Raw genomic sequence first — 26,609 nt, 5'->3', positions numbered from 1 at the left:
CTCCGGCGCACCGGTGCCCTCGGGCCCGGCGGCGCGTGTCATGCGGGTGCGGGGCGCGGCGGCGTTGTGAGATGGCTGCTGTGGCCCGTATCCAGGAAATCCGCCGTAGCGGCGCAGTCGTCCTCCTGATGCTCGCCGTCGCCGCCGTCTACTTCGTGGCGGGACGTGTCGGGCTCACGCTGCAGGTGGACGTCGGAGGCGCGGTCGTCACCCCGCTCTGGCCGCCCACGGGCATCGCCCTGACCTGTCTGCTCTGGTTCGGGCTCCGGGTCTGGCCGGGGATCGCCCTCGGCACCTTCCTGCTCATCCTGGTCATCAGCCCGTTCGAGACCTACTCCCTCGGCGTCCTCGCCGGGAACACCCTCGCCCCGGTCTGCGCGTATCTGATGCTCCGGCGGGTCGGTTTCCGCACCCAGCTCGACCGGCTGCGTGACGGCCTCGCGCTCGTGTTCATCGGGGCACTGGCCGGGATGCTGATCAGCGCGACCGTCGGGGCCGGTGTGCTCGTGCTCGCCGGCGTGCTCCCGACCGACGACTTCTGGCAGATCTGGTCGGCATGGTGGGCCGGGGACGCCATGGGTGTCCTGGTCGTGACCCCCCTGCTGCTGGTCTGCCGCACGGTCCGGTGGCCCGAGGGCATGCGTCCCGCCCGGTGGGTGGAGGCCGGCTTCCTGCTCGTCAGCGTCGCCGCCGTCACCATCGCCGTCACCCACACCGCGCTCACGCTGCTGTTCCTGGTGTTCCCGCTGCTGATGTGGGCGGCGCTGCGCTTCCAGCTGATCGGGGCCGCGCCCTGCGTCCTGATCGTGTCGGTCGTGGCGATCTCGGCCGCCACCGATGTGACGGGGCCGTTCTCCGGACAGAGCCTTCTCGCGATCATGAGTACGCTGCAGGCCCTCAACGGTTCCGCGGCCCTGACCGGACTGCTGCTCTCCGCGATCGTCACCGAGCAGTACACCGTCCGCCACAAGATCGAGCTGGCGTGCAGCGAGCTGGCCGAGGTGGTGGACCGTCTCGTCCCCGGCAGCGATGCGGCCCGCCGCTGGCCGCCACCCCAGGACAAGGGCATCTGACCCGGAGGAGGCGGTCCGTACGCCCCGCCGCCCGTCAGGCCCAGGGGGTGAAGCCCACCGCCCGGCCGGTCCCGTCGCGCTGGATCTCCACCATGCCCTCGACCGCCGTGCGGTCGATCGGCCCGTAGACATGCGGGAAGAGGGTGCCGGGTGCGACGCCCGGTGGCGGTGCCGAGCCCGCGGGTTCGAGGCGGACCGGGGCGAGGAGCTTCGTCTCGTCGATCAGCAGGGCCATCAACGGGCCGGGCACGTCACGGTAGTAGGCGTCGACGACCGCGAGGGTGGTGGCTTCGTCGGGTGAGCAGTGGACGAAACCCTCCGCGGAAAGGGACGCGGGGGCGTATGCCCGTTCCGGGATGGCGAGCCAGTCGTCGAGCGCTACCACGTGCATGATCATGGGTCAGTTATAGCCCTGCCGACGGCTGTTGCGGGACAGCGCTCGCATCCGGCCGATGCCCAGGCCCGGACGACCGCCGCACCGGCCGAGGGTCACGCCCGGACCAGGGTCGTGCCCTTACGCCCGGACCACCGTCACACCCGCCTCCGTGAAGCGGGCGGCGGTCTCCTCGGTCACGGCGGCGTCCGTGACCAGGGTGTCGACCTCCTCCGTGGCACAGATGCGGGCGAAGGCGCGGGCGCCCAGCTTGGTGGAGTCCGCGGCGACGACCACCCGCTGCGCACGCTCGCACAGCAACCGGTTGATCGCGGCCTCGTCCTCGTCATGGGCGGCGGCGCCGTGGACCACGTCGAACGCGTTCACCCCGAGGACCGCGACGTCCAGGGTGATCTGGCTGAGCACCCCGTCGGCGAGCGGGCCGATGAGCTCGTACGACTGGGGGCGTGCCACCCCGCCCGTGACGACGATCTTGAACTGGGGGCGGATCGCCAGCTCGTTGGCGATGTTGAGGGCGTTGGTGACGATCGTGAGCGCCGGGGAGCCCGTGGCCAGATCGGGGCGCGCCGCCAGCGCCCGGGCGACCTCGGTGGTCGTGGTGCCACCGGTGAAGCCGACCACCTCCCCGGGCGAGATGAGTTTGGCGACCGCCGCGCTGATGCGGTGCTTCTCCTCCGCGTGCCGCGATGTCTTGTAGCGCAGGGGGAGTTCGTACGAGACTCCGTGCACGACGGCGCCGCCACGGGTGCGTACGAGCATCTGCTGCTCGGCGAGCTGGTCGAAGTCGCGCCGGATGGTCGCGGCCGAGACGTCCAGTGCCGCCGCTGCCTCCTCGACGTCCAGCCTGCCCTGCTCGACCAGTAGCTCCAGCAGTGCCTTCCAGCGGGCGTCGCGTGACATCCGGCGCTCCCTTCCTCGAACGTTCGTCGTGACTTTATCGCACGTCACTCGCCGCAATGCTTGAAGATGCTTGAAAGCTCGCGCTATCTTGCAAAAAGATGCACACACGTTGAAAGGTGGAGCGCGGACATGAGCCATGTCGCGAACGAGCTGGCGAGCCAGCCCGAGTGTTGGAACCGGGCCGCGGAGCTCGCCGCGAGCCAGGTCGGGGGGCTTCCGGCTGCGGGCGAGCGGGTGGCCTTCGTCGGCTGCGGGACGTCCCTGTTCATGAGTCAGGCGGCGGCTGCGCTGCGCGAAGGAGCGGGCCAGGGCGAGTCGGACGCCTTCGCCGCCTCCGAGTTCCCCCTCGGCCGCACCTATGACCGGGTCGTCGCCCTCACCCGTTCCGGCACCACCACCGAGGTGCTCGAACTCCTCGCCCGGCTGCGTGGACGGACCCGTACGACCGCGATCACCGCCGACCCCGCCACGCCCGTGATGACCGTCGCCGACGAGACGGTCGTCCTCGACTTCGCCGACGAGAGGTCCGTGGTCCAGACCCGGTTCGCGACCACCGCCCTCACCCTGCTGCGTGCGCACGCGGGACTGCACTCCGACGCGGTCGTGGACGACGCCCGTGACGCGCTGGCGGAGCCGCTCCCCGAATGGCTCGCCGGCTGCTCGCAGTTCACCTTCCTCGGCCGCGGCTGGACCGTCGGCCTCGCCAGCGAGGCGGCGCTCAAGGTGCGGGAGTCGTCGTCCTCCTGGGCCGAGGCGTACCCGGCCATGGAGTACCGGCACGGACCGATCAGCGTCACCACGCGCGGCACCGCCACCTGGATGATCGGGGACGCCCCCGCCGGGCTGGCCGACGAGGTGCACGCCACCGGCGGGATGTGGGTCGCCGGCGGACTCGACCCGCTCGCCGAGCTGGTACGCGCCCAGCGCCTCGCCGTCGCCGTCGCCGAGGCGCGCGGACTGGACCCGGACAGCCCGCGCCACCTCACCCGTTCCGTCATCCTTTCCGGAGCCTGACCGATGCCGCTCGCCGAGACCGGAACGCTGGTCGCCGAGGCCGCCGCGGAACGCCGCGCCGTGGCCGCCTTCAACATCATCACGCTGGAGCACGCCGAGGCCGTCATCGCCGGGGCGGAGACCGCGGGTTCGCCCGTCGTCCTCCAGATCAGCGAGAACGCGGTGAAGTACCGCTACAACCGGGTGCGTCCGCTCGCCAGGGCCGCCGTGGCGGCGGCCGAGGAGGCCGCGGTGCCCGTCGCGCTCCACCTGGACCACGTCACCAGCGGGCAACTGCTGCGGCAGGCCGCCGACGCCGGGTTCAGTTCCGTGATGTACGACGCCGCGCACCTGTCGTACGCGGAGAACCTCGCCTCGACCCGGTCCGCCGCCGACTGGGCGCACGCCAACGGCCTCTGGATCGAGGCCGAACTGGGCGAGGTCGGCGGCAAGGACGGCGCTCCGCCGCGCGACGCGCACGCCCCCGGGGCCCGTACCGAACCGGGGGAGGCCCGGACGTTCGTCGAGGAGTCCGGCGTGGACGCGCTCGCCGTCGCCATCGGCAGCAGCCACGCGATGACGGCCCGCACGGCCTCGCTCGACCATGAGCTGCTGGCCCGGCTGGCCGGGGCGCTGGACGTGCCCCTGGTGCTGCACGGCTCCTCGGGCGTACCGGACGGAGAACTGTCGGCGGCCGTGTCGGGCGGGATCGCGAAGGTCAACATCGGCACCGCGCTCAACCTCGCCATGACCGGCGCCATCCGTGAGTATCTGGCCGCGAACGCCGACGCGGTGGACTCCCGCAAGTACCTCTCGGTCGGGCGGCGCGCCATGGCCGAGACGGTCACCTCGCTGATCGGCGTCCTGCGGGCGGGGGAGCCGGTGCCCACGGCCGGGTAGCGCAAACTCGGTTGCCCCCGATCCGGCCGTCTGCTGCACTGCCGGCAACAGCCACTGCAGAGAAGCCGGTCATGCGCACCGGTGCTCTCCCTGCCGGCCCGGCACCGTGCGGTGCCGCGGACCACCGTGCCGCGGGGCACCTCGTGCACGCTGGAGGGCGAGATCCCGGCCGACCGCGTGCACCGACTGGAGCAGCGGCTGCCGGACCGACGCGGGGCGAGTCGGTACTGGAGTGCGCCTTCGACCGGTACGCCCCGGTCACCGGCACGCCTCCGGCCCGGCCGCGCACGGACCACAGTCCGCTCGACCGCAAGGAGTACCTCCTGCACGTCGTACGGCGGGTCCGGTGAATCCCGCCCGCACGGCCACCGGAACGGCCCAACCCCGCACGGCCCCTACCGGTTTCGCGGCGTGACGCGCGCCACACTTTCCTCGCCACTCGTCATCCGCGGGCGGCGGAGTGCGCTTGATGGTACGGGCGCCCGGCACACCAGGAGCCGGGAGTCGCGAGCCGCCCGCCGCCGTACCGACCGACAGGATCCCCATGCCCCACATCTCGCTCCCGGCCCTGCGGCGCAGCGGCGCGCTCGCCCTCGTGGGTGCCGCGACCGCCGCGCTGCTGACCGGCTGCACCGGCTCCTCCGACGGACAGGGCTCGTCCTCGCCCTCCGGCAAACCCCTCGCCGGCCCGCAGAAGGCCGCCGCCGGCCTGGCCGTGCTCCGCGGCGACACGATCAGGAAAGCGCTCGTCACCCAGTCCGAACTGCGCTCCTACCAGGCCCAGGAGATCAGCCCCTCGGAGCTGCGGCCGCAGGCCGACCGGGAGGAGTGCCGCCCGCTCGCCGACATGACCGCGTCCGGCACGGCCCGTACCCCCGAGGCCGTCGACTTCGCGAGCCGGTCCTTCGTGTCCACCGGCAATCCCGGCCTGACCGTGACCGTCAGCCTGTTCTCGTACGAGGGCGACGACGCCCGGCGGACGGTCGCGGACGTCCGCAAGGCGCTCGCCACCTGCGGCGCCGGCTTCTCGACCACCGGGAACAGCGGCGGGTCCACCGTGAAGTACGTGGCCGTGAAGGAGGAGAAGGCCCCCGAGGGCGGCGACGAGTCGGTGGCCTGGAGGATGACCGGAACGGCGCAGGGCTCGGCGATGCCCATGCAGGTCACGGCCATGCGGCAGGGCCGGAACGTGGCCGTGTTCTTCACGCTCAACCTGTTGGACCCGAAGAAGGCCGACCTGCCGAACGATCTCCACGGGCGTCAGACCTCCAAGCTCGCGAAGGCGATCGAGGCGGCCGGGATGTCCTGACCCGGCAGGCCGCGGAGTTCCGCCCGGCGCCCGACCGGTCCACGGCCGGCGTGGGCGGACCGCACCGGAACGCGTCGGCAGAGGTGCCGCGTCCCGGCCGGGGACCGGTGCCGGCTCCTGCCCGAAGTGGGCACGGAACCGGCACCGGCGGAGCGGCTCCCGGGTCAGACGCGCGCCCCGTTGTCGCTCGGGTCACGGCGCCTCGACGCGGGACGCGAGCGTCTGTCCGCCGCGGCGGTGGGCGCCGCCCACCGGCCTTCGAGGACCAGCGCCGCGGGGACCGCCGTCAGCACCGACGAGTACGTGCCCACGAAGATGCCGATGAGCAGCGCGAGCGCGAAGCCGCCCAGTGAGTCCCTGCCCAGCACGGCCAGTGCGCCGAGGATGAACAGCGCGCCCATCCCCGTGTTGACCGTTCGGGGAACGGTCTGCAGGACCGCCGTGTTCGCGAGAGCGGGCAGCGCGGCCCCCCGGCCCTTGCGCCGGAGCTCCCTGATCCGGTCGAACACGACCACCGAGTCGTTCACCGAGTAGCCGATGACCGTCAGCAGCGCGGCGAGGAAGATGCCGTCGACCGGCCGACCCAGCCACGCAAAGGCGCCGATCACGATGATCACGTCGTGCACGAGCGCGCCGACGCACCCCACCGCGAACGTCCAGCGAAACCGGGCCGCCAGATAGACCAGTTGGGCGGCCACCGCGACGGCCAGCGCGAGCAGGGCGTTGCGCCGCAGTTCGTCGCCCAGACTGGGGCCGATCAGTTCGTCGCGGACCTTCGTCGTCTCGCCGCCGCCGTGGTCACCTCGGCATGGGCGAATCCGGCGTCCGCGATCGCGTCACGGGCCGTGCCGACGTCCACCGGCCGGGCCGTGGCGTACTCGACGAGCCGGCCTCCGGTGAACTCCACCCCGAGGTTCACCCCGCGCACGACGATGCCGAGGACGGCGACCGCGACGAGCGCCGCCGACACCGCGAGCCAGCGCCTGGGAGCGCGCAATAGCCGCGGCCGGCGCCGGATCAGGAAGGTCCTCACGCGTCCCGGTCGGCCCACGCCGTTGACGTCCCGGTAGTCGGAGACGAAGCGGATCCGGGCGGCGACGTCGGTCAGGGCCCGCGCGATGACCAGGGCGGAGAACATCGAGACGACGACGCCGATCGCGAGGGTGATGCCGAAGCCCTTCACCGGACCGGAGCCGAGAAGGAACAACAGCCCGGCCGCGAGCAGCGTGGTGGCGTTGGAGTCGGCGACCGCGCTCCACGCGTTGCGGAAGCCGGCCGTCACCGCGCTGCGCAGGGAGCGGCGCGCACCGTTCGCGTACTCCTCCCTGGCCCGTTCGAAGGCCAGCACGTCGGCATCCACGGCCATGCCGATCGCGAGGACGAAACCGGCCAGTCCGGGCAGCGTCAGGGTGACACCGAGGACCACCAGCGCGGCGTACGAGATGACCCCGTACGCCGCGAGCGCGATCGCCGCCAGTGCGCCGAAGAGCCGGTAGACGAAGGTGATGAACAGGGCGGTGAGGGCCGCACCGATCGCGGCGGCCCGGGCCCCGGCGCTGATCGCCTCCGTGCCGAGCGTCGGGCCCACGGTCCGCTGTTCCATGGTGTCGACCGGTACCGGAAGCGCCCCGCCCTTGATCAGCAGGGCGAGTTCCTTGGCCTCCGTGGCGCCGAAGGCGCCGGTGATCCGTGTGGAGCCGGACGCGATTCCGGAACGGCAGCCGACGGAAGGGTCCACCTGCGGGGAGGAGATCACCTTGTCGTCCAGGACGATCGCCACGCGGCGGCGGTCGTCCTGCGCCGGGTGGCAGGCGGCCTGGCCGGTCAGCCGTGCCCAGTCGCGCGCGGCGTCCCGGTGGAAGTCCAGGGCGACGTGCCAGCCCGTTCCCTGCTGGGCGTCGAAGGCGGCCACGGCGTCCTCGACCCCCGCGCCCGACAGTTCGGCCGCGCCGAGCCGGACCGGCCGGCCCTGTTCGTCGGGCAGCACCCGCTGTCCTTCTCCGCGTTCGGGGGCGGGCTCCTCGACGGCGTGGAAGCTCAGCTGGGCGGTGCGGCCCAGGACCTCGGACGCCTTGCGGGGGTCCTGGACATCGGGCAGTTCGACCACGATGCGGTTCTCGCCGGAGCGGGTGAGGGTCGGCTCCGAGACGCCGAGCGCGTCGATGCGGTGGCGCAGTACCTCGATGGTGCGGTCGGTGGTGTCCGCGTCCGCCTCGGCGGACGCGGAGTCACGGGCCTGGAGCACCATGCGGGTGCCGCCCTGGAGATCCAGGCCGAGTCTGGGGGACTGGGTGAGTGCGATGACGACGGATGCGAGCAGTACGAGCGCAGCCAGCACTGCCCGCACCACGGTGGTGCGGGTCATGGGTTTCCTCCGTGAGGGCGCCGTGCGCCCTCAGGAAGGGCGTACCGGCGGTGATGTGGGACGGGACCGGATACCGGCCGTCCCCGGAGGGCCGCGGACGTACGGCAGTGCCAGGGGGGCCGCCGTACGGGCGGTGTCGTGCGCCGGGAGTGCCCGCGGCGCCCCGTGCCACGGGACGGGCAGGTGCGGCAGGGGCGGGGCGACTGCTCCGGATCCCGGCGGGAGGAGCAACGGCCGGGCGGAGTGCGGCTGTTCGGCCGTGGTGCGGCCCGGCCCGTCCTGCCGTGTCCGGGTGCCGTCGGCGCGCAGGAGCCGCGTGAGGTGTCGCGTGAGGTGCCGCGAGGGCGCGGCGGCGTCCGGCGCGCTCACGGACACCGGCGGGGCCGCGCCCACGACGGGCGCCTGCGCGGTGAAGGCACCGCCGCCGAACAGGGCGAGCAGGACGAGGAGCAGGGCGGCGGGAACCGCTGACGCACGCCGCGCACGCATCGATCCGCACCTCTGATCGCCCGGTTGCCGTCGCACTCGCGGAGGGCGAGGCGGAGCCGCGCTCACACTATGCGACAAACCGGCACCGAAAGCCATTCACGTCACCCGCTCACGTTGGCGGAAAGTGACGGTAGTTGCACAACCGGCGTTCGGTCATGGCCGATTGACCGTAAGATCTGGATGCCCCCGATAGCCCGGGGAGCCCGTGCGTGGTCTGGAAGGGGCTCGTTCTCCGTGGTCGCCGTATCCCGAAGCAACGTGTCATGGGCGCCCTGCTGAGTGCGGGCGGCGGCGCGATCGTCGCGCTGTCGCTGCTGATCTGGGCGTTATCCCTGCGCCGCACGCTGACCTCCGAGCGGCTCGAGCGGGCGAGGGCGGCGCAGGTGGCAGCGGCCCGCGGCGCCGAGATCGAGCATCTCGCCGCCGTCCGCGTCCCGGCCATCGCCGAGCGGACCCGGACCGGTCAGCGGCTGGACGGCGTTCCCGGACCGGTCGCCACGGAGGCCGACACCGGAGCCGAGTTCGCGCGGGCCCTGGCCGCGGTCGTCACCGCGCTCGGCTCGGACGAGGCCGTGCGCAGGGAGCGCGCCCTGCGCGACTCCGTGCAGTCCGCGTTCGAATCCGTCGCCCGCACCATGCACGCGATGGCCACGGTCCAACAGCAAGTTCTGGACAAGGTCGAGCGCTCGATCGAGAACCCCCGGCTGATGGCCGAGGTGATGAAGGCCGACCACGCGGCCGCGCAGATGACCCGCAAGGCCCAGACGCTGCTCGTGATGTGCGGCATCTGGCCGGCGCGCCGGGAGACGCGTCCGGTGTCGCTGTACGACTGTGTGCGCGGCGCCCAGTCGCGCATCGTCGAGTTCGGCCGGGTCGAGGTGCACGGCGGCCAGACGCTCTACGTCGTACCGCCCGCCGTCGAGGGCCTGATGCACGCCGTCGCCGAACTCCTGGAGAACGCCACGGTGTTCTCACCGTCCAGCACCCAGGTCGTCGTGACGGTACGGGAGGTGGGCGCCGGGGCGGTCGTCGAGATCGACGACGCGGGCCTCGGCATGCCTGCGGACGTCCTGCACCAGGCGACCGCCCAGCTCCGCGACGATCTGGACCTGACCAGACTCGGCGCGGTGCCCCGTCTGGGTCTGGCCTGCGTCGGCCGCTGGTCCCGTGAACTCGGCTTCAACGTCGAGCTGACGGGCGCCTCGGCGTACGGCGGAACCCGCGCCGTCACCTTCGTACCCCACCGGCTGCTCACCGAGCCGCTGTCCCGGCTGAGCGCGCCGCGCCGGGAACCCGCGGCGGCCCCGCAGCCCGCACCGTACGAGCCGCCCCGGACGACGGCCCGCCCCGCGGATCCCGCGCCGGACCTCCCCGCGCCCGATGCCGCCGGGCCGGTGCCGGGCGGCGTCCCGGCCCCGGGGCCGGGCGAACTGCCGCGGCGCCGCAACCGGCGCGGCGCCCGCGAAGCGGCCGTGGAGCGGACCCTCCGCGCACCGCGGCCCGCGCCCCCCGACGGCAGCTGGACCCCGGAGGCCGCCCGCGCGTCGATCGCCAGCGTCGTCTCCGGCTCGCGGCGCGGCCGCGCGGCCCTGGAGCCCACCACCCCCATGCCCGACGACACCGATCACGAGGGAGGCCGGTCGTGACCGGAGCCATAACGAGGCTGCCCGACCTGGGCTGGATGCTGCGCCCGCTGACCGAGATCCCGGGTGTCAGACACGCCGTCGTGGTGTCCGAGGACGGTCTGCGGCTCGGCCACGACTCCGCCGAGAACCTCACCGGGCCCGTCACCCGGCTCGGCGTGCCCGAGGCCGAGTCGCTCTCCGCCGCGTGCGCCGCGATGACCATGACGGGACGGTCCACCGCCGCGCTGCTGTTCGGCGGCGGTGCCGGGGTGCGCCAGCTGATGCTGGAGTCGGAGCACGGCTTCGTGCTGTTCACCCATGCCGGCGCCGGGGCGCATCTCGCCGTCGCCACCGACACCGAGGCCGACGTCGGCCTCGTCGCCCAGCAGATGCAGGTGCTGGTGGCGAAGATCGGCGCCCATCTGAGCACCCAGCCGCGGGAACCGGCGAGTCCGTCCTCATGACGGACCGCGCGGACGGACGGGCCACCACCCGCGCGGTACGTCCGTACGTGATCACCGGCGGCCGGGCGTGCACCGGGGCCGCGCCGCTGTCCTGGGAGACCCTGGTGATGGCCGCGGACACCGCCGCACCGGAGTCCCTCCTGCCCGAGCACCTGATGATCCTGACGCACTGTCAGGGCCTGCTGTCGGTCGCCGAGGTGGCCGCGTACCTGGGCCAGCCGCCCTCGGTGGTCCAGGTGCTGCTCGCCGATCTCATCGACTGGGGCCTGATCGTGACCCGCCCGCCCGTCCCCCCGGCCGAACGCGCCGATGTGACCATGCTGAGAAAGGTCCTCCATGGCCTCGAAAGCCGTCTCTGACGACCGGGCCCCGGATGCCGCGCCGGCGGCCCCGCCGGCGTCCGTGGGAGCCCCGGCGTCCGCGGCGGAGCCGGGGGCCGCGCAGGCGGGCAAGTACCTGACGTCGAGCGTCGCCGGCGCGGCGAAGATCCTCGTCGTGGGCCCGCTCGGCGTCGGCAAGACGACGCTCATCGGGACCGTCTCGGAGATCCGTCCGCTGTCCACCGAGGCGATGATGACCCGGGCCGGCGCCCGCGTCGACACCGGCGGGGAGCGCGCCAAGACGACCACCACCGTCGCCCTCGACTTCGGCCGGATCACGATCGACGACGAACTGGTGCTCTACCTGTTCGGCACCCCGGGTCAGCAGCGGTTCCTGCCCGCCTGGCGGGACCTGGCCAAGGGCGCGCTCGGCGCGCTCGCGCTCATCGACACCCGCGACCTGGCCGCCTCGTTCGGGGCCCTCGGCAACCTGGAGGACCTCGATCTTCCGTTCGCCGTCGCGGTCAACGTGTTCCCCGGCAGCCCGCAGCACACCGAGGACGACCTGCGCACGGCGCTCGACCTGCTGCCGAACACCCCGCTGGTCGCCTGCGACGCCCGCGACGCCCACTCCTCGGTCCGGGCCCTGATCGCTCTCGTACGCCATCTCATCGACGCCGCCACGGAGTCCTCATGACCACCCCGCACGGCTACTCGCCGCCCCCGGCCGACGGCTTCGGCGCACGCCGCCCCGCCGCCACCGCGCTGTACGGGCCGCACCTCGACGGCGACGCGATGCCCGGCCTGTACGAGGAACTCCGCCGCACCCACGGCCCGGTGGCCCCCGTCACCGTCGCCCCCGGCATCACGGCCTGGCTCGTCCTCGGCCACCGTGAGCTGCTCCGGCTCACCCGCGAGGAGCAGGACTTCTCCCACGATCCGCGCCACTGGAGCCTGCTGCGCGAAGGACGGGTGCCCGCGGACTCGCCGATCCTGCCGTTCGTCGGCTGGCGGCCCGCGCTGCTGTTCGCCGACGGCCAGCAGCACCGCCGGATGCGGGCCGCCGTCTCCGACGCGCTCGCCGGTATCAACGGGCACGAACTGCGGCGCGGCGTACGGGTGGCGGCCGAGCGGCTGATCGCGTCGTTCGCCGACCGCCGTGAGGCCGACCTCGTACCGCACTACGCGCGCAAGCTGCCCATGCAGGTCATCACCGGGCTCCTCGGCCTCGACGACCGGACCGGCCAGCGACTGGTCCACGCCATCGCCGGCATGGTCGTCGCCAACGCGGACTCGGCCAACGCGAGCCGGCGGATGAACGCGATCCTGCTGGCGCTGATCGACGAGAAGCGGTCCAGACCCGGTGACGACGTCACGTCCGCGCTGCTGCACCACCCGGCCCGGCTCACCGACGAGGAGGTGCTGCACAACCTGGTGGTGATGTTCGTCGCGGGCAACCAGACCACCGTGAACTGGATCGCCACGACCCTGCGCATCCTGCTGTGCGACCCGGCGTTCCGCTCCTCGCTGACGGGCGGTCATCTCAGCGTCGACGACGCCCTCGACCTGGTGCTGTGGCGCTTCCCGCCCACGCAGAACTTCCCCGCCCGGTACGCGACCCGCGACCTGACCTTCGGCGGCCAGTCCATCAAGGCCGGGGACATGCTCGTCCTCGGACTCGCCGCGGCCAACGCCGACCCGTCGGTGCTGCCCCCGGGCGGCAGTCCTGTCGCCGGCAACCGCTCCCATCTCGCGTTCGGGGCGGGACCGCACACCTGCCCCGCCCAGGACCCGGCCCGGCTGATCACGCGTACCGCGGTGGACACCATCCGCCACCGGCTGCCCGATCTGGAGCTGGCCGTCGAGGAGTCGGAGCTGGCCTGGATCTCCTCCCCGTGGAGCAAGGGGCTCGCCGCGCTGCCCGTGCGGTTCACGGACTCCCAGCTGCCCCTCGCGCAGCGGCACCCACGGCCGGACCGCGCAGACCGTCCCACCCACGCAGCGCCACAGACAGGAGAGCCCCGTTGAGCACCTCACCCACCACCCCGCACCGGATGGACCCGGCCGGCGGCTGCCCGCACGCGGACAACGCCCGCCTGCTCGCCCGGGGCGCGGTCACCCCGGTCGTCCTGCCCGGTGACGTGGCGGGCATGGCCGTGCTCGGACACGACGCGCTCAAGGAGTTCCTCGCCCACCCCGATGTCGCCAAGGGCGCCGGGCACTTCACCGCGCTGCGCGAGGGCCGGATAGCCGACGGATGGCCGCTGAAGACGTTCGCGACCGTACAGGGCATGACCACCGCCGACGGCGACGACCACCGGCGGCTGCGCTCGCTGGTGAGCAAGGCGTTCACCGCGCGCCGGGTGGCCGAGCTGCGGCCCCGGATCGAGACGGTGACCGCCGAACTGCTGGACGGACTCGGCCGTGCTGCCACGGACGGCGGTGGCGTCGCCGATCTGCGCCGGCACTTCGCGATGCCGCTGCCGATGGGCGTCATCTGCGAACTGCTCGGCGTGGACGCCGAGTACCACGAGCGGCTGCACCATCTGTCGAACCAGGTCGTCGCCACCGACATCGGCCCGAAGGAGGCGATGGCCGCCAACAGGGAACTGGTGGAGGTGCTCAGCACCGTCGCGGCCGCCCGGATGAAGGACCCCGGCGACGATCTCACGAGCGCGCTGATCGCCGCCCGTGAGGAGGGCGGCGACCGGCTCAGCCCGCAGGAGCTGATCGGCACACTGCTGCTGATGATCATCGCCGGCCACGAGACCACGCTGAACCTGATCACGAATGCCGTCCGTGCGCTGTGCGCGCACCGCGACCAGTTGGCGCTGGTCCGCTCGGCCAAGGCGAGCTGGTCCGACGTGGTCGAGGAGACGCTGCGCTGGGACAGCCCGGTCAGCTACTTCCCCTTCCGCTACCCGACGCGGGACCTCACCCTCGACGGGACGGTCGTCCCCAAGGGCACTCCGGTCCTCGCCGGATACTCCGCCGCGGGGCGCGACAAGGCCGCGCACGGCCCGGACGCCGACCGCTTCGACATCACCCGCGAGTCCGCGACCCGCCATCTCTCGCTCGGCCACGGGCCGCACTACTGCCTGGGCGCGCCGCTGGCCCGGATGGAGGCGACCATCGCCCTGGAGCAGCTGTTCACCCGCTTCCCGGAGCTGGACCTCGCCGTCACGGAGCCTGAGCTCACGCGCCACGCCAGTTTCGTCGGGAACAGCGTCCAGGAGCTGCCCGTACGGCCGGTGCCGTAGGGCCCGCACGAGCCGGTCCTGAGCGCCGGGCCGCGCCGCCCGGCGCTCAGGACTCCTGCGAGGGCGCGCCGGGAATCTCCGCGCCCGAGGGCATGCCCTCCGAGACATAGGCGTCGTAGTACGGCTTCCACGGTTCGGCCGACTCGCTGTGCGGGCCCTCGGACCGGGCGCCCGCCAGATGCCGGTCCAGCTCGGTGAGACACACGCTCCAGCCCGCGGCGTTGCGGGCCGCGGTGTTCCGCGCGGCCAGGACATTGGTGAGGGCCAGCCGGCAGCCCTCGCCCTCGGCCGTCACCTCCAGGTGGATCTCGTCGCCCTCCCAGGTGAAGGCGAGCCGGTGCGGCGGCTCGAAGACCAGCACCGTGCCCGTCGTCGCCGGCAGGTTGGGGTCCTCCGAGAACTCGATCTTCCCGCCCTCGTGCGGTTCGATCCGGACCTTCGACGGGAACCAGTGGGCGAGCCCTTCCGGCTCGGAGACGGCGGCCCAGACCCGCTCCACGGGGTGCGGATAGCTGCGTTCGAAGCGGACGGCGGGGCGGCCCTCGAAGTCGATGAAGGTTCCGCGGTTCATGATGGCTCCTCTGCGTGTGCTGCTGCACCGACACCGTCTTCGTCGTCGAGGTAGCGGCCCAGTGCGTCGAGACGGTCGTTCCACAGACGCCGGTACGGCGCGAGCCAGGCGTCGAGCTCCGCGATCGGGCCGGGCTCGATCGCGTAGATGCGCTGCTGTGCCTGTCTGCGCACCCGGACGAGCCCGGCCTCGCGCAGCACCCGCAGATGCTTGGACACGTTCGGCTGGGACTGGCCGAGCAGCTCGACCAGCTCGCCCACCGCACGGTCGCCCTCGCGCAGCAGATCGAGCACGGCCCGCCGGTGCGGATCCACCAGGGCCGACCAGATGGCGTCCGTCATGCCATCGAATATGCGTCACTGGTTATATGCCTGTCAAGGCATGCAAGGGAGCCTCGGCGACACCCACGTGTGCGGCCCCGTTCGACGGCCGCGTCAGCCGTTCGCTGCCGGCGACGAGGCCAGCCGCACCCGCAGCTGCTTCTCGCCGTCCCCCGACACCGCGTGTTCCTCCTCCACCGCGAAACCGCTGCTGAGTGCCTGGGCGAGCCGGTCCACCGCCGCGTACGACCCGGACAGCTCGGCCGCCACAGGCGCGCCGAGCGCCGTGGCCGCCACCGGCGCCGCCGTCTCGGCGGGTGCCACGTCGTAAGTGGCCGACCAGATCGTCGGGTGGCCGCTCTGGTCCACCAGATGCGGGTGCTCCTCGGCGTCCCGGTCGCAGGGGTACGCCGCGACCAGCGCGCCGAAGACGGCGTCCGCGTCCTCCGGTGCGCCGCTGAGCTGCACCGATACTTCCTCGTGCCGGTCCGTCACGGTCACGGTGATCGCCGTCCTCTCCTCTGCGGGGCGTCCCACTCCAAGGTCGCACCTCACGGTCCGCACAGCACGGGCAGAGCCCCGGGCCGCCGCGGCCCGCACCTCGCTCAGCCCTCCGGCAGCTCCCGGGTCCGCGTCCAGCGCAGCAGAGCGTCCGCACTCCATGTGTTGACGACCCGGGAGGGAGGCACGCCGCACTCCTCCGCCCGGACACAGCCGTTGATCAGCCAGTCCAGCTGGCCCGGGGCGTGGGCGTCCGAGTCGACGGCGAACAGGGTGCCCGCCTCGACCGCCGCGCGCAGCAGCCGCCGCGGCGGATCCAGACGGTCCGGCCGGCTGTTGATCTCCACGGCCGTGCCGGTCTCGGCACACGCCGCGAACACCTGCTCCGCGTCGAACTCCGACTCGGGGCGGCCCCGGGCCCCGTCACGCCCCGTCAACAGCCGCCCTGTGCAGTGCCCCAGGACATCGACCAGCGGATTCGTCACGGCGGCCACCATGCGCCGGGTCATCGGCCGCGCCTCCATCCGGAGCTTGGAGTGCACGGAGGCGACCACCAGATCGAGCCGGTCCAGCAGCTCCGGTTCCTGGTCGAGCGAGCCGTCCGGCAGGATGTCGCACTCGATGCCGGTGAGCAGCCGGAACGGCGCCCAGGTCCGGTTCAGTTCCGCCACCACGTCCAGCTGCTCGCGCAGCCGCTCCGCGCTCAGCCCCCGCGCGACCGTGAGCCTGGGGGAGTGATCGGTGAGCACGGCCCACGCGTGGCCGAGGCCGGCGGCGGCACGCCCCATCGCCTCGATGGGGCTGCCGCCGTCCGACCAGTCCGAGTGCAGATGACAGTCGCCGCGCAGTGCCGCGCGCAACCGCGTTCCCGTCTCGCCCTCGGCCGGCCCGCCGTCCGACTCGTCCTCCAGCCGCAGCAGATACCCGGGCACCTCGTCCGCCAGCGCCTCCCGCACGACCTGCGCGGTCTTCGGCCCGAGGCCCCGCACCGACTCCAGCGAACCGGCCTCGGCCCGCTCCCCGGTCTCGCGCTCACCCAGCGCGGCGACGGCCGCCGATGCCGTACGGAACGCCCGTACCCGGTAGGTGGGAGCCCCGGAACGCTCCAGCAGGAAGGCGATCCGGTCCAGTGCTTCCACGGGGTCCATGGCAGGGGTCCGTCACGAGCGGCCGACGAACTTCCGCGCCAGCCTGTCGCCGATCGTGGAGGCCGCGCGATGGGACTCGATGGGGGAGGCCTTGGAGTCACGGAACACGATGTAGGTGACGCCCGAACTGGCGCCTCCTTCGTGTGGATCGGGATCGATGCCCAGCGCGTCGGCCATGGCGTACGACGCCTCGCCGATCAGTTCGCTCGGTCCGGCGTCCCCGACCACCCCGTACATCACCCGGTTGCGGTAGATGACGGCCGCGACGCTGCCGCCGCGTATGCCGGACTCGTTGTAGTCCCAGAGCGAACTCGCCGCCGGGACGACGATGAAGGGCAGCTCGGCGGAGTCGAGCGGATCTCCCACGGAGTCCGCGTACGCGGTCTCGGGCTGGAAGTAGGGATCCGTGTCGCTGTTGCACTCCTCGCTCGGCCAGCCGTCGCAGTCGATGTCCATGTCCGCTTTCCAGAACACGGCCTCCCTGGTCCCGCACACCGCGACGGACTCGTCCTCGTCCGCGTCGGTCTGGTAGAAGCCGTCGGATATTCGTGAGCAGCTACTGACCTCTGCCAGTAGTTCCCGGGCCGTCACCGAACCCTCGGCGTACGCACGGGAGGTGGTGGCGGGGAGAGCGGTCGCGGTGAGCAGCGCCGCGCCGCAGACGGCGACGGCCTTGAGGTAAGGGGGCACGGGGTGTTTCCTCCGGTTCAGGAGCGGCGACCGCTGTCAGCGGTCGCCGCGTATGTGGTGGCCGAGCCGGTCCAGAAAGATCCGCTGGCCCGGGACGAGCAGCTCCGCCGCGCGCTCCAGGGAGAACCAGCCGACCCGGTCGATCTCCGGGAACTCACTCAGCACGCCGGACCGTGGCGGCCACTCCATCGTGAAAGTGCCGGGCACCACCGCCCGGGCGTCGAGGTCGCCCTCGACCGCCCAGACCGTGACGGTCTTGCCGCCCGACTGGCGGCTCTCACCGAGCGGAATCCGGTCCCCGTCCGGCGCCGGCAGTCCGAGCTCCTCCTCGAACTCCCGGCGCGCGGCGGCCTCCGGCTGTTCCTCAGGGCCGTGCTCGCCCTTGGGGATCGACCACGCGCCCTCGTCCTTGGCGGCCCAGTACGGGCCGCCCATGTGCCCGATCAGCACCTCGACATCCGGATCCATGCCCCGGAAGAGAAGGAGGCCCGCGCTTCGCTTGCCCGACATGGCGCCGAGTCTGCTGGGCACCGTGCGGCGCCGCCAACGCACCGCGGTCCCGCGGGCAGGTGCGCGGCGGGCCGAGGCTCGGCCCACCCAGGTGTGACCGGCCGACAGGCCCTCGGGGTCGCGGCTAACCCATCAGAGTGGACAGGTCGATGCTCTCGTCGGCCGGGGGAGTTCCGGCCGGGACCGGAGTGTCGTACGCCGAGAAGTCGACGGTCGCCTCGGCCGCACCGGCGCCCTTCACGACCAGGCGCACCGGATAGGGCTTGCCCTCGGTCGCGACGTACAGCGTGATCGTCCTGCCCGACCGCTCGCCCGTCAGCGGGATGGCGTCGACGTCGTTGATCTCCGCCTTCTTGCCCTTGGTGAGGACGACGTCGCTCTCGGGGGCGCCGGTGAGCCGGTTCACGAACGTGTCGAGGTCGCACACCTCGGCCATGCCCTTGAGCATGCTGTCCTCGGTCGAGCCGCGTACGTAGCGGTCCCCGACGATCGCCTCGGCGGCCTCTCCCGCACCGGGAACGTGGTTCTTCCAGAACGCCGCGTCCGGCTTCAGCCAGACCGTTGTGCCGCGCTTGATGACCTCCACGGATCCCGACTCGCCCATGCTCACCGAGCCGGCGCAGTTCCCCGCGCGGTCCAGGGTGAGATCCAGCTCGTCGGGCGCGCCGGGCCGGCCGAGGTCGCCCTTGCTGGTGATGTGCACCGATGTGGCGCCGAGCAGGGCCTCGCGGGCCTTCTCGGAGATCTGCCGCGCGGTGAGCGTCTCGATGTCGTCGTCGGCGTACGCGGTGCCGCCGCCGGCCGCGAGCGCGGCCATGGCGAGCGCCGTCAGGATGGCCGGTCCCCGTGTGCTGTGGCGATGTCGCGTCACGTCGTCTCCCCGGGCGAACGGATCGAAGCCGGGTGATCCATCTCTCCCGAGCGTACGCCGCGCGGTCACCCGCTGCCCGTTCGGGTGAACGCCGTGCGGCGGCAGCTGCCCCGGCTGCCGCGTTGCGGCTCCGCGCGGCGCGCGGCAGGGTCGTAAGTGCGCGGCCGAAGGAGGACACAGCCATGCCCATCGCCAGTGTGAACCCCGCGACCGGCGAGACGCTCAAGACCTTCGAAGCGATCGGCCCCGAGGTGATCGAGGAGCGGCTGGCCGCCGCCCACGCGGCGTTCCGTACGTTCCGCACGACCTCGTTCGCCGAGCGCTCCCGGCTCCTCAAACGGGCGGCCGCGCTGCTCGAGGAGGACCACGACGACATCGCCCGCACCATGACCTGCGAGATGGGCAAACCCCTCGCGGCGGCCGAGGCCGAGGCGGCGAAGTGCGTCAAGGCGATGCGCTGGTACGCCGATCACGCCGAGCGGCTCCTCGCCGACGAGTACCCCGCGGAGGACGACGTGTTGGACTCGGGCGCCGCGAGGGCGCGGGTCCACTACCGCCCCCTGGGCGTGGTCCTCGCCGTGATGCCGTGGAACTTCCCGCTCTGGCAGGTCGTCCGGTTCGCGGCGCCGGCGCTGATGGCCGGCAACACCGGACTGCTGAAGCACGCCTCCAACGTCCCGCAGACCGCCCTCTACCTGGGGGATCTCTTCCACCGGGCAGGCTTCCCCGACGGCTGCTTCCAGACCCTCCTGATCGGCTCGGGCGCGGTCGAGGGCGTGCTGCGCGATCCCCGGGTCGCCGCCGCGACGCTCACCGGAAGCGAGCCCGCCGGCCGGTCGGTCGCCTCGATCGCCGGGGACGAGGTCAAGAAGACCGTGCTGGAACTCGGCGGCAGCGATCCGTACGTGGTGATGCCGTCGGCCGACGTCGACAAGGCCGCACGGACCGCGGTCACCGCGCGGGTCCAGAACAACGGTCAGTCCTGCATCGCGGCCAAGCGGTTCATCGTCCACGAGGACGTCTACGACACCTTCACCGAGCGGTTCGCCGCCCGGATGGAGGCGCTCACCGTCGGCGACCCGCTGGAGAGGTCCACCGACGTCGGACCGCTCGCCACCGAGCAGGGCCGCACCGATCTGGAGGAACTCGTCGACGACGCCGTACGGCTCGGCGCGCGCGCGATGTGCGGTGCCGGACGCCCCGGGGATCAGCCGCACGGCTGGTTCTACCTCCCGACCGTACTCACCGGGATCACCCCCGAGATGCGCATCCACCAGGAGGAGGCCTTCGGCCCGGTCGCGACCGTCTACCGCGTGGCGGACCTCGAGGAGGCCGTCTCCGTCGCCAACGACAGCCCCTTCGGCCTGAGTTCGAACGTCTGGACCCGCGACGAGGGCGAGATGGAGCGGTTCGTCCGGGACATCGAGGCGGGCGGTGTCTTCTTCAACGGCATGACCGCCTCACACCCGGCGATGCCCTTCGGGGGCGTGAAGCGGTCGGGCTACGGCCGCGAACTGTCCGGGCACGGCATCAAGGAGTTCTGCAACACCACGACCGTCTGGACCGCCGCCTGACCGCGTCGTCGCCGCCGGGTCAATGCCGCTTCGGCGGGGCCGCGCCGGAGCTGTCGCCGAGGACGGTGTCGACGTAGGCCGCGAGCGTGGCCCGCAGGTGCTCGGGCGCGGTCCCCTGATCGTCGATCAGATGCACCACGAGGTCGGCGCGGATGGCGGCCAGCAGCGCGTGGGCGGCGAAGTCCGCGTCGGGGACGCCGGGCACCTGGCGCAGGGCCTCTCGAAGCGTCTCGTGCCACCAGCCGTAGTGCCCGGCGTGGTACGGGTTGCCGAGCCCGGCGTCCTCGGCCGCCGACATCAGATGACGGTTCTCGATCTTGAAGCGCAGTGAGGCGTCGAGCAGGTCCCTCACCAGCTGCCGCGGCGGCGCGGGGGACCCTTCCGTGCCCATCGCCTCCTGCACGGCCCGCTGCAGGGGTTCGAGCCGGGCCGCGAGCAACGCCCTGATCAGGCCCGCACGGTCGCCGAAGCGGCGGAACAGCGTGCCCTTGCCCACACCGGCCGCCGCGGCGATGTCGTCCATCGACACGCTCTGGGGACTGGTGCTGGCGGCGAACAGGGTGTCGGCGGCGGCGAGGACGGCCTCTCGGTTGCGTACGGCGTCCGCGCGCTCAGGTCGCTGGGCCACGGGTCCTCCTCGGTGTGCTGACGGGTCGGATCGCGTCGTCGAGCCGGTCGGGTACGGGCGCCGCCATCAGGTGCCGCCTCGCGACATCTCCGCTTCCATGAGCGCGCGGAAACTCCGCGGAGGACGGCCGGTGATGCGCTCGACCGTGTCCGACGTGCGGTCCTCTGCGCCATCGGCGATGGCGCGGTCCATGCCGGCCAGCATGGTGGCGAACTCCAGCGGTATCCCGGCCGCCAAGCGGTCGCGCAGCTGCTCGAACGTCAGATGCCGGTGGACCACGGGCCGGCCGGTGACATCGGTGATGATCCCGGCCACGTCCTCGTAGCTCAGCGCCTCGGGCCCGGTGAGGATCAGATCGGTGTCGGGAGCCCGGTCGTCGGCCAGTGCGTGAACGGCGACGGCGGCGATGTCCTCGGCGTCGACGAACCCGACGCGGCCCTTTCCGGTGGCCGTCAGGATGACGCCGTCCTCGCGGATGGTGCGCCCATGGTGATGCGGGCCGGTGAAGTTCTGCATGAACCAGGAGGGCCGCAGCACCGCCCACTCGTCGAACAGTCCGGGCAGGGCCTGGTGGACCTGGCCCACGACCGGTCCTCCGGCGGGCATCGCCGAGGAGCTGAGCAGCACCGCACGCCGGACGCCGGTGGCGCGGGCCCGGCGGAGGAAGGGCAGCATGACCTCGGCGGGGTCGGAGGATCCGATGGGCGGGACGAGGTAGACGCGGTCGACCCCGTCGAGGGCCTCGCCGAACGTCGCGGGCTCGTACCAGTCGAAGCGGACGGCCTGCGCGCCGTCGACCGGGGTGGCGCGCCGGCCGGCTGCCTTGACGCGCAGACCCTTGGCGCTCAGCCCGGCGGCGACGCGGCGGCCGGTGGTGCCGGTCGCGCCGATGACGAGGGTGGTGGCGGGCGTGTTCATCGGGTCGCTCCTGCGAAGTCGGCGCCCGCCTCCTGGACGGCGAGGGGGTTCCAGTAGTCGCGGTAGGAGGTGATGCGCCCGTTCTTGACCGTGACCACGGCGATGTAGGTCATGTCGAAGGGGCGGCCGGTCTCGACCATGCGGCCGACCCCGCGCATCTCGACCACGACGGTCTCGGGCGTGGTGGTCTGGTGGATCTCCACATGGGGGAAGTCGTGGAGGTCGATGTGGTCGGGGTAGTGGCGCATGTAGTCCGCGACGGCCTGCTTGCCCTCCAGGCGCCGGGGCCAGCCCGCCGGGGCGAAGGGGAACTCGAGGACGCCGTCCTCGTCCCACAGTTCGACCCAGGCGGGGATGTCCTCTCCAGCAGCAGCCGCAGTCCGTGGCGGTAGAGCTCCGCGGGGGGCAGGGGCATGTGTGATCACATCCATGGTGAAGCGGACCGGTGGTCCGGATGGAAGCATCATACGGACTGCTGGTCCGTTTTGAAAACGAGGGCGTGGCCGTGGCCCACGTCCGGGAGGGAGATGGTGCGGGGGTGGAGGCGGTGTGGCCGCCTCCCATCCCGAGAAGGCCGTAGCCCTAGCCTGGCCCTGGCCCTGGCCCTGGCCCTAGCCCCAGCCTCAGCCGTAGCCCTGTCCGAGGCAGATCCGCACCGCGCCGCCGTCGCCGTCCACGCGGCCGGCCCAGCGCGCCGGCACCACCAGCGAACGCTCCGGACCCGCCGTACGCAGCAGCCGCTCGCGGTGCAGCAGTCGGCCGTCCTGGGTGACGGTCAGTACCGGTCGTACGATCCGCCGCTCCGCGCGCAGCAGCAGCCGGGTCCCCGCGTCACCCGGAGCGAAGAGGTTCGGGGCCGCCCAGCGCAGCGCGCCCTCGGTCACGAGCGGCACCCGTACCTCCGGCCACCGGCCGTCGTCGAGGAAGCGCCGTACCCGCACGGCCGCACGGCGGCCCTCCAGCGCCGCGGCGCCCGCGGTCTCCACGCCGTGCAGGACGTTGCCCACGGCGAACACCCCCGGGCGCGCGGTGCGGAACGAGGCGTCGACGGCCGGGCCGCGGGTGCCCGCGTCCAGCGCGATCCCGGCAGTCCTCGCCAACTCGTGCTCGGGGATCCAGTCGCCGGTGAAGACGACCGTGTCGCAGGCGACGACCGCGGTGCCGCCGTCGTGGCGGCGCAGCGCCACCCCGGTGAGCCGTCCCCGCCCGTGCAGTGCCGTCACGGCCGTGCCCGTGAGCACGGGTACGGGACGCCGCAGCCCCGGACGCGGCAGGAGGCCCGGCTCCTCCGTCACCAGGGCGACGGGCTCGACGCCGGCCCGCCGCAGCGTGCCGACGGTCGCACGGGCCACGGGACCGGCGCCGACGATCAGCGCCCGCTCGCCGACGCGCTGCCCGTACAGATGGACGGCCTGCTGCAACTCGCCCGTCGTGTAGACCCCGGCGGGCCGGTCGCCCGGTACCAGCCGGGCGCTGCGCGGCCGTTCGCGCGCACCGGTCGCCAGGACCACGGCCCGCGCCGACAACTGCTCCAGTCCCGTCCGGCTCGTCGTCTCCACGGTCAGCGGACCGGCCCACCCGGTGACCATGACTCCGGTGCGCAGCACCGCCCCGGCGCGCAGGGCCGCCGCGGTCCGGTGCCGGGCGTACGTGGGCCCGCTCATCGGGCGCCGCAGGTCCCGAAGTCCGAAGCCGCCCCGGTCACAGTGGCGGGGCACGCCGCCCGTCTCCTGCTCCCGTTCGAGGACCTCGACCGAACCGGCGCCGGTCCCGGCCAGCGCGGTGGCGACGGCGAGCCCGGCCGGACCCGCGCCGACGACGAGGACGTCGACCGTGCGCCGGTTCACCGGCGGGCCCCGAACAGCTCGCGCACCGCGGCCCCGCACGAGAAGCCCTGGCAGCGACCGCCCCGGGCACGCGTCCGCCGCCGCAGACCGTCCAGCGTGGCGGGCGGGATGTCGGCGGCCAGCGCGTCCCGGATCTCGCCGCGCGTCACCCGCTCGCAGTGGCACACGATCGTGCCGTACTCCGGGTCGGTGGCGATCAGTTCGGCGTCCCGGTACGGCCGGGGGAACGCCTCGCCGATGTTGGGCATGCGGACGGGTGCGAGCGTGCGCGGCGGGCCGGGAGTGAGTCCGGCGTCGACGAGCAGTTCCACCACATGCGCGGCGATCGCCATGGACGCGGTCAGCCCGGTCGAGCGGATCCCGCCGACCGTGACGTACCGCTGTCCTGGCCGGCTGTGGATGCGGTAGTCCTCCTGGCCCGTCGCGGCGCGCAGCCCCGCGTACACGGCGGTGACCTCCTCGTCGAGCAGCTCCGGCACGATGCGGCGGCCCTTCTCCCGCAGCAGGGCGAGACCTTCGGCCGTCGAACCGGTCGCCGTCCTGTCGTCGAGGTCCTCGGCGGTCGGCCCGAGCAGCACGTTCCCGTACACGGTCGGCGCGACCAGCACGCCCTTGCCGAGGGCCGTCGGCACCGGCAGCAGGATGTGGCGGACCAGGCCGCGGGCGAACTTGTCGAAGACGATGAGCTGGCCGCGCCTGGGGGTGACGGTGAAGGTGTCATGGCCGAGCATCCGGTCGATCTCGTCCGCGTACAGCCCGGCCGCGTTCACCAGGTAGCGGGCGCGCAGCGGCCCCCGGCCGGTGCTGATCACATGCCGTCCGTCCACGGAACCGACGCCGGTCACCGGGCAGTTGAGATGCAGCGTGACACCGGAGCGCACGGCCTGGGTCGCGTACGCGAGGGTCGTCGTCCACGGGCAGACGATGCTCTCCCCGGGGACGTGGAGTGCGCCGAGGGCTCCCGGGCCGAGGTGTGGCTCGCGGGCCCGCAGCTCCCCGGCGCCGATGGTCGAGGCTTCGTCGTAGCCGTTGCGCTTCGCCTTCTCCGCCAGGCCCGGGAGCGCGGCGGACTGCTCCTCGTCCCAGGCGACGAGCAGGGCCCCGAGCGGTTCCACGGGGGTACCGGTCTCCGCGGCGTAGGCGGCGAGCCGCCGGCCGCCGTCCCGGACCAGAGCGGACTCCAGCGATCCGGGGACGGCGTCGAAACCCGTGTGCAGGATCGCCGTGTTGGCCTTCGACGTGCCGTCGCCGACGTCCGCCGACGCCTCCACGAGGGCGGTGCGCAGCCGGTAGCGGGCCAGCTCGCGGGCGATGGCGGTGCCGACGACACCGGCACCGACGACCACGACGTCGAGGACGTCGTCGTCCGGCGGGCCGGCCGTCGTGACGGTCACGAGGCGTCCTGCGCGGGCAGCGGGGGAGTGTCCGGCCGCTGCGCGGTGAGGGTGTCCACCGCCGCGCGGAACGCGGCCAGCCGCTCCCGCGCCCGCCCGGCCGGGATGCGGGGCTCGTACACGGCGGCCGGTTTCCATGCCGGTACCACCGCCTCGACGCCCAGACCGGGATCGAGGCCCAGCCGCGCCACCGCCCCCACCCCCAGGGCGGTCGCGTCGGGCAACGCCGAGACCTCGACCGGCCGTTGCAGCAGATCCGCCTGGGTCTGCATCAGCAGTGCCGACCGCGTCAGCCCGCCGTCCACGCGCAGCGACGACAGCGGAGCACCCAGATCGGCGGCCACGGCATCGGCGAGCGAGACGACCTGCGCGGCGATTCCCTCGCACAGCGCCCGCACCAGATGTCCGGCGGTGGTGTCCAGGCCGAGCCCCGTCAGCGACCCGCGCAGATCCGCCCGCCACCACGGCGCCGCCAGTCCCGCGAGCGCCGGTACGAACGTGACGCCCCCGGAGTCCGGCACCGACGAGCCGACGGGATCGAGGTCCGCCGCCCCGGAGATCACACCGAGACCGGTGAGCCAGCGGACCGCGGACGCGGCCGTGTACACCTGCCCGTCGAGGCAGTAGCTGGTCCGACCGGCGAGCCGCCACGCCACACAGCTGACCAGGCCCGAACTCCCGCGCCGTGGCCGGGCACCCGTCTGGGCCAGCAGGAACGCCCCCGTGCCGTAGGTGCACTTGGCCGTCCCCGGCTCGGTGACGCGCTGGACCAGCAGGGCGGCCTGCTGGTCCACGAGCAGTCCGGTGAGCGGCAGCGCGGGTCCGAAGGCCGTGGTCGTGCCGACGGGTCCCGCCGCGTCCACGACGCGCGGCAGCCGTTCGGCGTCAAGTCCGAAGATCTCCAGTGCGCGAGGCGACCATGCGACGCGGTCGAGGTCGAGCAGCTGGGTGCGGCCCGCCGTCGACGCGTCCGTGACGAACTCACCGGTCAGCCGGTGTATCAGCCATGCGTCGCTGGTGGTGACGACGCCCTCGCGGGTCCGGCCGCGCCGGATCCAGGCCATCTTCGGCGCGGCGAAGTACGGGTCGAGCGGCAGGCCCGTGAGACCGCGCAGTTCCTCCGCCTCGTCCGCGCTCACCCCGGCGCACACGGAAGCGGCCCGCCGGTCCTGCCACACGATGGCGTCGGTCAGCGGCTCACCGGTGCCCGGGTCCCAGGCGAGCACCGTCTCGCCCTGGTTGGCCAGACCCACCGCCGCGACCGGCTCCCCGGCCTCGGCGAGCGCCTGACGGCCCGCGTCGAGGACCGACGACAGCAGCTCGCCCGGATCGGCCTCGACGACCCCGCCCGCGCCGTAGCGAGGCCGTACGACCGCCGAGCCGGTGCCGATCACACCCCGCTCGGGGCAGACGACGAGTGCCTTGGTGCCCGAGGTGCCCTGGTCCACGGCGAGCACCGAGGCGTTGGCACGAGGGTCGGCAGACACCATGTCCCGTCTCTTCGGTATGTCCCGGTACGGTCGCGGGAAGCCACGACCGTGATCA

The 26,609-nt window shown here is 73.1% G+C and carries 26 protein-coding genes and 3 pseudogenes; 12 read left to right on the top strand and 17 right to left on the bottom strand.

What is annotated here, in order from left to right:
- Positions 1-80: 80 nt before the first annotated feature.
- Positions 81-1,073 carry an MASE1 domain-containing protein gene (locus OG766_RS01880; protein ID WP_443045592.1) on the top strand — a complete coding sequence of 331 codons (993 nt, stop codon included), beginning with the start codon at positions 81-83 and terminating at the stop codon, positions 1,071-1,073.
- 34 nt (positions 1,074-1,107) lie between these two features.
- Here the strand turns inward: OG766_RS01880 and OG766_RS01875 are convergent, their stop codons facing one another.
- Together OG766_RS01875 and OG766_RS01870 are read right to left on the bottom strand one after the other, a co-directional pair.
- Positions 1,108-1,470, bottom strand: a complete 363-nt coding sequence (locus OG766_RS01875; RefSeq protein WP_266377234.1) for a DUF952 domain-containing protein — start codon at positions 1,468-1,470, stop codon at positions 1,108-1,110.
- Between the two features lie 117 nt (positions 1,471-1,587).
- Positions 1,588-2,367 (bottom strand): DeoR/GlpR family DNA-binding transcription regulator, encoded by a 780-nt coding sequence (locus OG766_RS01870; protein ID WP_266377237.1) that lies wholly within the window; start codon positions 2,365-2,367, stop codon positions 1,588-1,590.
- A gap of 129 nt (positions 2,368-2,496) precedes the next feature.
- Here OG766_RS01870 and OG766_RS01865 point away from each other — a divergent pair, with 129 nt between their 5' ends.
- From OG766_RS01865 to OG766_RS01855, 4 genes and pseudogenes are all read left to right on the top strand, one after another.
- Entirely contained in the window at positions 2,497-3,381 is an 885-nt protein-coding gene (locus OG766_RS01865) for an SIS domain-containing protein (protein WP_328724374.1), read from the top strand.
- Between the two features lie 3 nt (positions 3,382-3,384).
- On the top strand, positions 3,385-4,260 hold the full coding sequence (locus OG766_RS01860; protein WP_266377243.1) for a class II fructose-bisphosphate aldolase: 876 nt from the start codon (positions 3,385-3,387) through the stop codon (positions 4,258-4,260).
- A 48-nt stretch (positions 4,261-4,308) separates the two neighbouring features.
- Positions 4,309-4,610: pseudogene (locus OG766_RS36665) on the top strand (GTP-binding protein); the annotation flags it as partial.
- A 194-nt stretch (positions 4,611-4,804) separates the two neighbouring features.
- Entirely contained in the window at positions 4,805-5,569 is a 765-nt protein-coding gene (locus OG766_RS01855; protein ID WP_328724373.1) for a hypothetical protein, read from the top strand.
- A 164-nt stretch (positions 5,570-5,733) separates the two neighbouring features.
- Here the strand turns inward: OG766_RS01855 and secD are convergent.
- Positions 5,734-7,934: pseudogene (gene secD, locus OG766_RS01850) on the bottom strand (protein translocase subunit SecD).
- A gap of 30 nt (positions 7,935-7,964) precedes the next feature.
- Positions 7,965-8,423, bottom strand: a complete 459-nt coding sequence (locus OG766_RS01845) for a hypothetical protein (RefSeq protein WP_328724372.1) — start codon at positions 8,421-8,423, stop codon at positions 7,965-7,967.
- 263 nt (positions 8,424-8,686) lie between these two features.
- Here OG766_RS01845 and OG766_RS01840 point away from each other — a divergent pair, with 263 nt between their 5' ends.
- The 6 genes from OG766_RS01840 to OG766_RS01815 are packed head-to-tail and all read left to right on the top strand — an operon-like array spanning position 8,687 to position 14,092.
- The gene (locus OG766_RS01840; protein ID WP_266378383.1) at positions 8,687-10,069 is read left to right on the top strand and encodes an ATP-binding protein; all 1,383 of its coding nucleotides are present in this window, start codon (positions 8,687-8,689) and stop codon (positions 10,067-10,069) included.
- Entirely contained in the window at positions 10,066-10,512 is a 447-nt protein-coding gene (locus OG766_RS01835; RefSeq protein ID WP_328724371.1) for a roadblock/LC7 domain-containing protein, read from the top strand. Before OG766_RS01840 ends, OG766_RS01835 begins: the two co-directional genes overlap by 4 nt.
- Positions 10,509-10,871 (top strand): DUF742 domain-containing protein, encoded by a 363-nt coding sequence (locus tag OG766_RS01830; RefSeq protein WP_328724370.1) that lies wholly within the window; start codon positions 10,509-10,511, stop codon positions 10,869-10,871. Before OG766_RS01835 ends, OG766_RS01830 begins: the two co-directional genes overlap by 4 nt.
- Positions 10,849-11,529 (top strand): GTP-binding protein, encoded by a 681-nt coding sequence (locus OG766_RS01825; protein WP_328724369.1) that lies wholly within the window; start codon positions 10,849-10,851, stop codon positions 11,527-11,529. The genes OG766_RS01830 and OG766_RS01825 overlap by 23 nt, the downstream gene beginning before the upstream one ends.
- Positions 11,526-12,860: a cytochrome P450 gene (locus OG766_RS01820; protein ID WP_328724368.1), complete on the top strand. Its 1,335-nt coding sequence runs from the start codon at positions 11,526-11,528 to the stop codon at positions 12,858-12,860. The genes OG766_RS01825 and OG766_RS01820 overlap by 4 nt, the downstream gene beginning before the upstream one ends.
- 26 nt (positions 12,861-12,886) lie before the next feature.
- Positions 12,887-14,092 carry a cytochrome P450 family protein gene (locus OG766_RS01815; RefSeq protein WP_266378384.1) on the top strand — a complete coding sequence of 402 codons (1,206 nt, stop codon included), beginning with the start codon at positions 12,887-12,889 and terminating at the stop codon, positions 14,090-14,092.
- Positions 14,093-14,138: 46 nt separating this feature from the next.
- On the opposite strand, the gene OG766_RS01810 is transcribed toward OG766_RS01815, so the two are convergent.
- The 7 genes from OG766_RS01810 to OG766_RS01780 form a co-directional block, all read right to left on the bottom strand.
- On the bottom strand, positions 14,139-14,663 hold the full coding sequence (locus OG766_RS01810) for an SRPBCC family protein (protein ID WP_266377272.1): 525 nt from the start codon (positions 14,661-14,663) through the stop codon (positions 14,139-14,141).
- Positions 14,660-15,004 (bottom strand): ArsR/SmtB family transcription factor, encoded by a 345-nt coding sequence (locus tag OG766_RS01805; RefSeq protein ID WP_266377275.1) that lies wholly within the window; start codon positions 15,002-15,004, stop codon positions 14,660-14,662. Before OG766_RS01805 ends, OG766_RS01810 begins: the two co-directional genes overlap by 4 nt.
- Positions 15,005-15,097: 93 nt before the next feature.
- A complete protein-coding gene (locus OG766_RS01800) occupies positions 15,098-15,520 on the bottom strand; it encodes a hypothetical protein (RefSeq protein WP_266377278.1) in 423 nt (140 codons plus the stop codon).
- A 68-nt stretch (positions 15,521-15,588) separates the two neighbouring features.
- Positions 15,589-16,632, bottom strand: a complete 1,044-nt coding sequence (locus OG766_RS01795) for a PHP domain-containing protein (protein WP_328724367.1) — start codon at positions 16,630-16,632, stop codon at positions 15,589-15,591.
- A 12-nt stretch (positions 16,633-16,644) separates the two neighbouring features.
- Positions 16,645-17,322 carry a glycoside hydrolase family 75 protein gene (locus OG766_RS01790; protein ID WP_266377284.1) on the bottom strand — a complete coding sequence of 226 codons (678 nt, stop codon included), beginning with the start codon at positions 17,320-17,322 and terminating at the stop codon, positions 16,645-16,647.
- A 36-nt stretch (positions 17,323-17,358) separates the two neighbouring features.
- Positions 17,359-17,832 carry an NUDIX domain-containing protein gene (locus OG766_RS01785; protein WP_266377286.1) on the bottom strand — a complete coding sequence of 158 codons (474 nt, stop codon included), beginning with the start codon at positions 17,830-17,832 and terminating at the stop codon, positions 17,359-17,361.
- A 124-nt stretch (positions 17,833-17,956) separates the two neighbouring features.
- Positions 17,957-18,703 carry a hypothetical protein gene (locus OG766_RS01780; RefSeq protein WP_266377289.1) on the bottom strand — a complete coding sequence of 249 codons (747 nt, stop codon included), beginning with the start codon at positions 18,701-18,703 and terminating at the stop codon, positions 17,957-17,959.
- A gap of 182 nt (positions 18,704-18,885) precedes the next feature.
- Between OG766_RS01780 and OG766_RS01775 the strand changes: the two genes are divergently transcribed.
- A complete protein-coding gene (locus OG766_RS01775) occupies positions 18,886-20,277 on the top strand; it encodes an NADP-dependent succinic semialdehyde dehydrogenase (RefSeq protein WP_266377291.1) in 1,392 nt (463 codons plus the stop codon).
- Between the two features lie 19 nt (positions 20,278-20,296).
- Here the strand turns inward: OG766_RS01775 and OG766_RS01770 are convergent, their stop codons facing one another.
- The 6 genes and pseudogenes from OG766_RS01770 to OG766_RS01745 form a co-directional block, all read right to left on the bottom strand.
- Positions 20,297-20,905 carry a TetR/AcrR family transcriptional regulator gene (locus OG766_RS01770; RefSeq protein ID WP_266377295.1) on the bottom strand — a complete coding sequence of 203 codons (609 nt, stop codon included), beginning with the start codon at positions 20,903-20,905 and terminating at the stop codon, positions 20,297-20,299.
- Between the two features lie 66 nt (positions 20,906-20,971).
- A complete protein-coding gene (locus tag OG766_RS01765) occupies positions 20,972-21,823 on the bottom strand; it encodes an NmrA family NAD(P)-binding protein (RefSeq protein ID WP_328724366.1) in 852 nt (283 codons plus the stop codon).
- A pseudogene (locus tag OG766_RS01760) lies at positions 21,820-22,238 on the bottom strand (nuclear transport factor 2 family protein). The gene OG766_RS01765 and the pseudogene OG766_RS01760 overlap by 4 nt, the downstream one beginning before the upstream one ends.
- 208 nt (positions 22,239-22,446) lie before the next feature.
- Positions 22,447-23,670: an NAD(P)/FAD-dependent oxidoreductase gene (locus OG766_RS01755; RefSeq protein ID WP_328724365.1), complete on the bottom strand. Its 1,224-nt coding sequence runs from the start codon at positions 23,668-23,670 to the stop codon at positions 22,447-22,449.
- Entirely contained in the window at positions 23,667-25,064 is a 1,398-nt protein-coding gene (locus OG766_RS01750; RefSeq protein WP_328724364.1) for an FAD-dependent oxidoreductase, read from the bottom strand. Before OG766_RS01750 ends, OG766_RS01755 begins: the two co-directional genes overlap by 4 nt.
- A complete protein-coding gene (locus OG766_RS01745; RefSeq protein ID WP_328724363.1) occupies positions 25,061-26,554 on the bottom strand; it encodes an FGGY family carbohydrate kinase in 1,494 nt (497 codons plus the stop codon). Before OG766_RS01745 ends, OG766_RS01750 begins: the two co-directional genes overlap by 4 nt.
- Positions 26,555-26,609: the final 55 nt, after the last annotated feature.

Origin of the sequence: Streptomyces sp. NBC_00259, from assembly GCF_036181745.1 — a bacterium.
GTDB classification, from domain to species: domain Bacteria; phylum Actinomycetota; class Actinomycetes; order Streptomycetales; family Streptomycetaceae; genus Streptomyces; species Streptomyces pratisoli.
The sequence above is the reverse complement of the archived record's forward strand: the minus strand, read 5'-3'. Positions and strand labels throughout refer to the sequence as shown.